This window comes from Pseudanabaena biceps PCC 7429 (assembly GCF_000332215.1).
Lineage (GTDB): Bacteria > Cyanobacteriota > Cyanobacteriia > Pseudanabaenales > Pseudanabaenaceae > Pseudanabaena > Pseudanabaena biceps.
Genome location: NZ_ALWB01000221.1, coordinates 1 through 9,864, shown reverse-complemented (window position 1 = coordinate 9,864; position 9,864 = coordinate 1). Strand labels below are relative to the sequence as shown.

Genomic DNA, 9,864 nt, shown 5'->3' with positions numbered 1-9,864 from the left:
CTGATTTCCCTCATTTTGCTATGGCTATTGCTGGCTAACTCAATGCCTATTTTCTCCCTTTTGTCAATGCGTAACTTCTATTATGTTATTTTTAAAAAATTTTTCAAGTTCATTTTTGAGATCGTCTCTATATCTAGCGATCGCCATAGTTATGGCGATCGCTTGTTTTTTAACTTTACCGCTGCCCGCTCAAGCAGAAACCCTATCCTTTAGCCACGCTCAACTAAAAAATAGGGATTTCTCAGGCAGGAATCTAGTCGGGTCAGGATTTGCGAATGCCAATATGGAGGGAGCAAATTTTGAAAATGCCGATGTGCGTGGGGCGGTATTTAGCGCTTCAATTCTACGCAAAGCAAATCTGAAAGGTACGGATTTTTCAGGGGGATTACTAGATCAAGCTGATTTTGCGAAAGCCGATCTCAGTAATGCCCTGTTAGTGGAGACCATCCTGTTACGAAGTACCTTTGATTTTGTAAATATAGATGGTGCTGATTTTACCGATGCCATTATGGATGGCGCACAGCGTAAATGGCTCTGCTCTAAGGCAAAAGGCACTAACGCCAAGACAGGTATTAACACAAGAGAATCCTTAGAATGTGACTAAGGATGGGACTAAAAATCCCTGTAGGGATTTTTAGTCATTAGGAAAATAATTTTATGGAATTTTACTGATCAAAAGAGCAACTCCCACTAAAAAACCACCCGTTAAATAAAAGAATCGGACAACATGTAGCTCGTGCCAGCCACTTAGCTCTAGATGATGGTGAAAAGGTGCCATCTTGAACAGCCGTTTGCCCATACCAGTTTCATCCTTAGTTGCCTTGTAATAGCTAACCTGTGCGATCACTGAAATTGATTCCCAGATAAAAATTGCACCGACAATTAAAAATGCCCAGAGCAGGTTGCCAAGAATCGCAGTGGAGGCGAGCGCCCCCCCTAAAGCTAGCGATCCCGTGTCCCCCATAAATACGCGAGCTGGATAGCGATTATGCCAGAGAAAGCCTAAATAGCTACCACTCAGACACATACAGAAAATAGCAAGTTCTTTGTTTTGCGGAAATAGCAATAACGCCATTCCAAATAGGGCGATCGCTCCCGTCCCACCCGCTAAACCATCTAAGCCATCGGTGAGGTTAGTTGCATTGCTGCTACCTAGAAAAACAAATAAAGCTAGTGGGAAAAACAGCACACCAAGCGGAATCATTAAATGCAGTGGCAAATTAATAGTGGCGATCGCTTGCCAATCTTGGGTTAAGACTAACCACCCACAAAAACAAGCGGCAAAAAAGGCTTGGAGTAAAAGCTTGGCTCGAGGAGATAAGCCTTTATTCGAGTGGCGACGCAAGATCTTCCAGTCATCTAACCAACCGATAAACGCAAAAGACAATGTTAGTAAGCTACAAGCTAATACCTTGCCATCAAATCCCGACCATACCAACGCTAATAAGATCCCAACGGGTATAATAAATATCCCCCCCATCGTTGGCGTGCCTTGCTTCTTCAGATGAGCTTGGGGTCCATCTTCGCGGATCACCTGCCCTGCCTTTAGGCGACGTAACGTAGGCACTGCAAACGAACCTAAGAGAGCCACACCTGCGCCACCCAAAGTAAATGGCAGTAATAGCTTTGAACTTATATTAGGATTTAGGAAAAGATCGACACCAACAATTAAACTTATTAAACCGATTGCCAACCCAAGTGCTAGGCTACTTCCTGTTGGAAATTTTGCTTTCCTAACTCTTACACCAGTATCAACCATTGCCGCTCCTCACACCCACAGTAACCATCACACTTTATTCAGATCGAATTTTAGATCGGAAGCTTTTTTACGGCTTTTGTACAGATGATTAAAGATCACCCGAATCTACGCTCTTAGATACCAAATTACGATCGCATTTGTCTACAGTGCAACCATTGAATTTTGATAATTCTTTGATTCAACCAAGTCAATCTTTGTAAATAGCCCAGTTAAACAGCTCAATAAATAGCCCTTTAACTTTATTAAATTGCCATTAAATTGCCGATGACGAGTAAAAATTCTCGACAGATTGCACTTGAAGCATTGCGTTTAATCCAAAGACGCAATGCCTATGCTGATGTAGCGCTAGACTGCACGCTTTCAAAAGCTCGACAAGCAAACATCACTCTCCTAGAAAGCGATCGCCGTCTAATCACGGAGTTAGTCTACGGATGTACGCGCCGTCAAAAAACCCTGCAAGCAGTTTTGCAAAACTTTTCACAAAAACCAATCGCAAAATTACCACCAGACCTATTAATAATCTTACAGATTGGTGTCTATCAACTATGTTTTCTCGATCGCATCAAAGCTTCAGCGATCGTTCATACCACCGTAGAACTAGTTAAAGAAAACAAGCTCGCAGGGCTGTCTGGGTTCGCAAATGGGGTAATGCGATCCATACTCAGAGCGAAAGAGAAGGGAGATATTCTTGCCGATATCAGCGATCCCGCAAGTTTTTATAGCTATCCTGAATGGTTAATCGATCTGTGGCAAAAAGAATTTGGTCAAGAATCGATCGCAAATATTTGTAATTGGTTTAACCAGACTCCCCATCTTGATTTACGGGTCAATCTGCTCCATGCCAAGCGGGATCAAGTTCTAGCCGCTTTTGCGGAAGCAGGCATTGTTGCCGAACCAATTCCTCACCTTCCCGATGGTATTCGCGTGGGGCAAGGGGCGGGCGAGGTCAGTCAATTGCCTAAATTCAAAGAGGGTTGGTGGTCAGTCCAAGATGCCAGTGCCCAATTAGTTACCTATCTCTTGGATCCCCAGCCCCATGAAATCGTTGTCGATGCTTGCGCGGCTCCTGGCGGTAAAACTACGCATATCAGCGATCGCTTAAAAAATACTGGCAAGGTTTATGCTCTAGACCGTTTGGCAAGTCGTTTAAAAAAGGTCGAACAAAATGCGGCGCGTCTGGGGATCACCAATGTGCAGACCATTGAATTGGATGCCCGTGAATTTGCAGGTATCCCAGAAGGCAAATGCGATCGCGTATTACTAGATGTACCCTGCTCAGGTTTAGGGACATTGCACCGCCATGCCGATGCCCGTTGGCGACAAACTCCCGATGAACCCTATAAGTTAGCGAAAACTCAATCTGAAATTCTTGCTCAGGCTATGCAATGGGTTAAGCCAGAGGGGGTAATCGTCTACAGCACCTGCACTATCCATCCTGCCGAAAATGAAGAAGTGATCGAGCAGTTTTTAACGCATCATCCTGATTGGCAAATCGTCCCTCCAAGTGCCGAAAATCCTGCGGCTCATTTTGCAAGCGATCGCGGCTGGGTAAAGGTCTTGCCTCACGAACATAATATGGATGGTTTTTTCATGGTTAAACTACAAAAAAGAGCCTAGCAAAAGAGCCTAACATCTGTATCAGGACATAAACACCAAAAGAAGGATGCCGCGCGGAGCGCGGCATCCTTCTTTTGGTGTTTATGTCCTAAGCAAACTTTATACCAATTCACGAAAGTGTTGTCACACTTTCGTGAATTAAACACCAAACCGAGTAAGGTTTTGAGATTCCCAAAATGGCAACACCATTTTGGGAATTGGTATTACGTTGATATATAAGGTAAAAAAAGTAAAAAATAATTTTTAATACTTTATCGATCCAACCTCAATATGCTAAGATTGCAAACCTATGCCTATACATTTTACTAAATATCAACAACATATTAACAACATCAATAGGCGTAGGATGTAAACCGCAAAAACCTTAATGGCTAATGCTCTTACATTTCTGGGAGGAAACCAGATAAATTCAAAACAGGAACAAGGAAAAATTTAGTTATGATCAATCGGGCAAAAACTGCTACAACCACCAATGTCGGCTTCACACATGAAGACTTTGCTAAGCTTTTAGATAAATACGACTATCACTTCAGCCCTGGCGACATCGTTGCTGGTACCGTATTCAGCATTGAGCCAAGAGGCGCACTCATTGACATTGGTGCAAAGACAGCAGCGTACATCCCGATTCAGGAAATGTCGATTAACCGTGTCGATCAGCCTGAAGAAGTTTTACAAAATAATGAAACCCGTGAATTTTTCATTCTCGCCGACGAAAACGAAGAAGGACAACTAACTCTTTCGATCCGTCGTATTGAGTACATGAGAGCATGGGAACGCGTACGTCAGTTGCAAGCAGAAGACGCAACCGTGCGATCGCTTATTTTCGCGACCAATCGTGGTGGTGCTCTGGTCAGAATTGAAGGACTGCGTGGATTTATCCCTGGTTCTCATATCAGCACCCGCAAGCCTAAGGAAGAATTGGTGGGCGAAGAATTGCCACTTAAGTTCTTGGAAGTGGACGAAGATCGCAACCGTCTAGTCCTCAGCCATCGCCGAGCCCTCGTCGAGCGCAAGATGAACAAGCTTGAAGTTGGCGAAGTCGTCATCGGTGTAGTCCGTGGTATCAAGCCTTACGGTGCATTCATCGATATCGGTGGTGTAAGTGGTCTGCTCCACATTTCCGAAATCTCCCACGAGCATATCGAAACTCCTCACAACGTTTTCAACGTCAACGACGAAGTGAAGGTGATGATTATCGATCTCGATGCGGAACGCGGTAGAATTTCCCTCTCTACCAAGCAACTCGAAGCAGAACCTGGTGACATGGTGAGAGATCCTCAACTCGTGTACTCCAAGGCGGAAGAGATGGCTGCGAAGTATCGTGAACAACTCAATGCTGCTCCTGCTGTTATGGAAATCCCTGTAGCCGCTGTAGAAGAGGAAGAATATGAAGTTCCTGATGCTATGGAAGAGCCTGAAATCCCTGAGGAAGTCGTAGCTGAAGCTACTGAAGAAGTTGTCGCTTAAATTTAGGCACTTGTGGATAAAAATGTCCCACCCAGTTATCTAGTAACGTTAGGGACTTGCGATTTAATGAAGTACCAAATATAAAACCAGAATTGGTGGCGCGGCGGAGCCGCGCCACCGATTCTGGTAAATCTGGATTGGTATCTTATTTTCTCGTAAGTCCCTTAGCTACTTGTAAAATTTATAAACGAAATTCCTGCCAATCTTTATGGACTTGTTGGCTGTAGGTCTTCGCATATTCCATCATTTCCGTTTTCCATTTTGATTTACTGGCGAAATTAATTAGCTCATCGGCGATCGCCGATCCTTGTCGACCGCTACTGCGGAGATGTGACCAAGCTACCACTTCACCTAAAGCCCGCATCAATTCCTTGGACTCATCCAAATTATCATCCCATTTCGTGATTTTTAAATGGTCGGTGGGACTTAGGGTAGACTGAAGTTCCCGCAGCACAAAGGACTCAGTACCATTAACAATCGTATCAAGAAAGGCGATGGTGATCGCCTGCGATCGCCTTTGGATCGAGACAATGCGATCGGCTTGATTTGCCCATTTTGGTTGTTCCCAAATGATGCTATAGGGGGCGAGAGAAGAAGGCAGAGATTTTTTCAGATCGAGCAGATAATTCCCATCGGGTGACCCTTTGCCTTCCACTAGTAAAACATAGCGCTCGACCCCTAAACTTCCTTTACCCGCAATGCGTTGGGCAACATCCAATAATTTAAAAAACTGTGGATTGGATTGTTGAGCAGCAAAGCTTTCCATGAAACCTTGCACTTTTTGCTTCTGTTCGTCAGAAATCGCCAGAGCCTTTTTGTTATCAATTTTAATCGAGCGTTTTTGTTTGTCCTTGCTCAGTTCCGTTCGCTCCTCAAGTAACTCCTTCCGCTTCACCTCAGTTTTGCGAGACAGCATGTCTTTGATAACCTGATGAGCCGTATCATCTCCCATCCAATAGGCTTTACCTTTAGCAACAGTTTGACTATAGGAATCGAGAATTTGCTGGCAGAGCTTTTCGGCAAGATCTTGTCCGATAGCAAAGGTTTCCGTAGCCACAAAAATACTAGTTAGCAATCGGGCAATTTCCCAAGTGCATGGGGCTAAAACCGCCTCGTCGAAGTCGTTAATATCAAAATAAACTCGACGATTGCTGGCTTTATAATTTCCAAAATTCTCAATATGCAGATCGCCGCAAATCCAAGTGAGTGGGGCTTTTTTGAACCAAGATGTAATAGGCAAGTCTTCATAAAAAAGATGACAGGTAGCCCGAAAGAAAACAAAGGGATTCTCGGTCTCTGACCGCATGGCCGCATATTTTGCTTCGAGCAGTTTGGGGTCTCGTGGCTGGCTGAGATTAAATTTCTCAATACGGGCGCGAATGTTTCGTTTTGCCATAAACAGTCCCTAAAACTAATGAATGTGTTCCCAAACACATTCATTAGTTTATCACTTTTTGATTTGGGTTAAATACTCCCTTCCCAGTGAAAAATTAGACGTTGCGGCGCTTCGCGCCGCAACGTCTAATTTTTCACTGGGAAGGGAGTAGCTGCCGCCAGTCTTGTTAGGACATAAAACCCAAAATAGTGTTGCCGCGCTCCGCGCGGCAACACTGGCGGCAGCTATGCCTAATTAACTTTACTAATTAACTTTACTAATTCCTGAATATACATTTTCATTTACCAAGCCCAACCAAGGATCGCTAGCTGGTGTCAGGAATAGCTGATCGTAAACTCGGCGATTGAGCGCTGTAAATAAGGCGGGATTGCTATCCATAAATTCGCCATTGGCAAACCAGTTATGGATCTGGGCGTGAAATACATATTCATTACGAACGGTATCCTGAGCGATCGCGCGTTCAAAACTGCTCACTACCGTTGGCATTGAGGCAGTTGGCGATAATTTGCGCTGCATGATATTGAGGCTGCCTCGATCTAGGTAGACTCGGTTTTGATAAAGTCTTGCCAGTCTCGCCCAATTTTCATCGCTTAGTTTAGAGAATTGTGAAGCGGTTGTAACTTCAGCTAGAGGCTCGCCATTAGTACGACTCAAAGTCGGTAATTCAACCATAGCTTTACCTATCGTCAAACGACTTGCTAGCATGGCACTAGCCTTAGGATCGGTAACAGTCAGTGGCAGCAATGGCTGTAACGGTAACCGCAACCTTGTGAGATCGGCTTGCCAATTTTCTGCTAATTTGGCATAGCGATCGCGATGATACTTAGTTAAAATTTCGCGGCGAAGGTCGAGATCGCCGTTAGTCCCCTGCAATGATTGAAATGCCAACTCCGCACTCTTGAGATTTGTGATAAAGACTTGAGGGCTATATAGTCCTGGAACTGCATCAATCGGGCGACCTTCGCTATCCAAAATATAGTGAATGCTGTTGCCTGTGAGGGTCTGTTCTAATTTCCGCCCATCGCCAAAATCAATGGTCACCTTGGGGACGGGGCGCTCAGATTGCCAATGCAAAATGAAGCGATCGCGCAGTAATTGGGATACAGCCGCATTAGGATAAAGTGCAGTACGGAAAAATCGACTGTTCGCGCAACTAAGCTCATCATTTAGATTGCCCAACAACCGCAAAGACAGAATGGGTTTACCAGTTTCCTTGGATGCAGCTTTAGCGGCTTCTAAATCCTTATACCAGTACAGCCGCGAGGCATCGCAGTCCTTTTGCTGACAAATTGCATCTAAACTCGCGCGCAATTGGGGATTATTTGGTAGTTCGCTTTGGTAAGTCTTCCAAAAGGCATCAACACCTAAGTTCTTAAAATCGCGTAATTTCGCGATCGCTTCCTGTGCTGTGGCGGGATCTTTAGAAGCTGCCTGTTGGACGAGATTTTCCAGAGTCATTTCCAGAGTCAGTTGCTCAGCCCTAGCGGGCTGTGGTGTGGAGATAGCAGAGATCGCGATCGCACTCATGATCGTACTTAGTAATGTAAAGCATGAGTTAGCTAGAGTTTTTCTCACAAGCACCATAAAACTTCCCTAAATTAAACAGTTTTAACCTTAGACCTAGACCTAATACCTAGGAGACTTGAGACTTAGTTATTTTGTTCCAGCGGTTTCCCCTTTCGGCAATATTATCCCACCCATCCCAATTGTTATAAAAGCGATCGTCAACACTTCGATAACTTTATGAATTTCTGTTCTTACATTACTTGCAACGATCCCCGCAAAGATAGACAATGTTTGCATTCAGAAAAAATATGCAAATAAAAAAGCCAAGATAATCCGAATAATTTATGAAAAATGTACTGGCTATCATTCTGGGCGGCGGACAGGGAAGCCGACTATATCCCCTCACCAAGACACGCGCTAAACCCGCAGTCCCCGTAGCAGGTAAATATCGATTAATCGATATCCCCGTAAGTAACTGTATTAACTCAGGCATTGAAAAAATTTATATCCTGACTCAGTTTAACTCGGCATCACTTAATCGGCATGTCAATCAAGCCTATCGTCCCGCCTCCTATTCCGATGGCTTTGTGGAAATTTTAGCCGCTCAACAGACACCCGATAGCCCAGACTGGTTCCAAGGTACTGCCGATGCCGTTCGTCGCTACGCATGGCTTTTAGAGTCTTGGAATGTCAGTGAGTATTTGATCTTATCGGGTGATCATTTATATAATATGGACTATGAGAAGTTTGTCCAACACCACCGTGAAACTGGTGCTGACATCACACTATCAGTATTACCTGTCGATCAGAAAAAAGCATCAGCATTTGGGCTGCTAAAAACTGACAGCGATGGTAAAGTGATTAACTTCCTAGAAAAGCCTAAAGGCGAAGCCCTAGATGGGATGCGTGTTGATACAACTAAGCTGGGACTAGATGCGGCGGAGGCGATCGCTAATCCCTTCATAGCATCGATGGGCATCTACGTTTTTAACAAGCAAGCTATGCTAAAACTGCTCAGCGAAAATCCTGAGCATACTGATTTTGGTAAAGAAATCATTCCCGATGCCATTCATAAGTTGAACGTTCAAGCTTATCTCTATAAGGGATATTGGGAAGATATTGGAACGATCGAGTCCTTCTATCAGGCGAATCTAGAGTTGACTCGTCATCCTGCGACGGGCTTTAATTTCTACGAAACCAAAAAGCCGATCTACACTCGCGCTCGTTATTTGCCTCCTAGCAAGGTTCATGACTGCAAAGTCAAAGATTCGATCATTGGTGAAGGCTGTATGCTTTACCAAGCGACCGTCACCAATTCCGTCGTCGGCATTCGGATGCATATCGATGCTAATTGCACGATCGAAGATACTCTATTAATGGGTTGTGATTTCTATCAGCCCGAAGATGAACGGAAGTCAGATCTTGAGAACGATAGAGTACCTATGGGTATTGGTGAAAATACCGTGATTCGTCATGCGATCATTGATAAGAATGCGCGCATTGGTAAAAACGTGCAAATCATCAACAAGGATCGCGTTCAAGATGTCAATCGTGAAGATCTCGGCTACTGCATCTGTAACGGTATAGTCGTAGTTGTCAAGAATGCGGTTATACCTGACAACACCATTATCTAAAAAATCACAAAAAAAGAAGTGCCACAAAAGTGAAACCTCTTTTTTGGGTATAATACCAATTCACGAAAGTGTGACAACACTTCAGTGAATTAAAAAACAAACCCAGTCAGGTTTTGAGATTCCCAAAATGGCATTGCCATTTTGAGATTCCCAAAATGGCGTTGCCATTCTTGAAATTGTTATCAGGCAGAGTATGTAAGGAAAAGGCTCGCTAAGCGAGCCTTTTCCTTACTTTTTACGTTACTTTTTACGTTTATTCATATCTTCGAGATAAGCCTGTTGATAATTCAAAAAGCGATTGTGCCATTCTTGAAAACGGCGATCGCCATCACGTACCAACATTTGACGATACTTTTCCGAAGAAATATATTCCTTTGTATTTGACATAAAGCATTTCCACCAAATTTAACTCGGTTTCATCTAAGTAAGTAGCTAGGCATAAGTAAACTTAAAACCCAGAAGAGCATACCGCCCGCGCAGCGGGC

The 9,864-nt window shown here is 44.0% G+C and carries 8 protein-coding genes; 4 read left to right on the top strand and 4 right to left on the bottom strand.

What is annotated here, in order from left to right:
* Nucleotides 1-151 precede the first annotated feature (151 nt).
* A complete protein-coding gene (locus tag PSE7429_RS18875; RefSeq protein WP_009628931.1) occupies nt 152-604 on the top strand; it encodes a pentapeptide repeat-containing protein in 453 nt (150 codons plus the stop codon).
* Between the two features lie 51 nt (nt 605-655).
* On the opposite strand, the gene mraY is transcribed toward PSE7429_RS18875, so the two are convergent.
* Complete coding sequence (gene mraY / locus PSE7429_RS18870; RefSeq protein ID WP_009628930.1) at nt 656-1,759, bottom strand: phospho-N-acetylmuramoyl-pentapeptide-transferase; 1,104 nt, start codon at nt 1,757-1,759, stop codon at nt 656-658.
* A 264-nt stretch (nt 1,760-2,023) separates the two neighbouring features.
* Between mraY and PSE7429_RS18865 the strand changes: the two genes are divergently transcribed.
* Nucleotides 2,024-3,376, top strand: coding sequence for a 16S rRNA (cytosine(967)-C(5))-methyltransferase (locus PSE7429_RS18865; RefSeq protein ID WP_009628929.1), 1,353 nt, complete (start codon nt 2,024-2,026; stop codon nt 3,374-3,376).
* 438 nt (nt 3,377-3,814) lie between these two features.
* Nucleotides 3,815-4,843, top strand: a complete 1,029-nt coding sequence (locus PSE7429_RS18860; protein WP_009628928.1) for a 30S ribosomal protein S1 — start codon at nt 3,815-3,817, stop codon at nt 4,841-4,843.
* A 181-nt stretch (nt 4,844-5,024) separates the two neighbouring features.
* On the opposite strand, the gene PSE7429_RS18855 is transcribed toward PSE7429_RS18860, so the two are convergent.
* Together PSE7429_RS18855 and PSE7429_RS18850 are read right to left on the bottom strand one after the other, a co-directional pair.
* Nucleotides 5,025-6,239, bottom strand: a complete 1,215-nt coding sequence (locus PSE7429_RS18855; RefSeq protein WP_009628927.1) for a DUF2252 domain-containing protein — start codon at nt 6,237-6,239, stop codon at nt 5,025-5,027.
* A 243-nt stretch (nt 6,240-6,482) separates the two neighbouring features.
* Nucleotides 6,483-7,823, bottom strand: coding sequence for a thioredoxin domain-containing protein (locus PSE7429_RS18850; protein ID WP_009628926.1), 1,341 nt, complete (start codon nt 7,821-7,823; stop codon nt 6,483-6,485).
* 266 nt (nt 7,824-8,089) lie between these two features.
* Between PSE7429_RS18850 and PSE7429_RS18845 the strand changes: the two genes are divergently transcribed.
* On the top strand, nt 8,090-9,379 hold the full coding sequence (locus PSE7429_RS18845) for a glucose-1-phosphate adenylyltransferase (protein WP_009628924.1): 1,290 nt from the start codon (nt 8,090-8,092) through the stop codon (nt 9,377-9,379).
* Nucleotides 9,380-9,619: 240 nt separating this feature from the next.
* On the opposite strand, the gene PSE7429_RS26665 is transcribed toward PSE7429_RS18845, so the two are convergent.
* Nucleotides 9,620-9,766, bottom strand: coding sequence for a hypothetical protein (locus PSE7429_RS26665; RefSeq protein WP_009628923.1), 147 nt, complete (start codon nt 9,764-9,766; stop codon nt 9,620-9,622).
* Nucleotides 9,767-9,864: the final 98 nt, after the last annotated feature.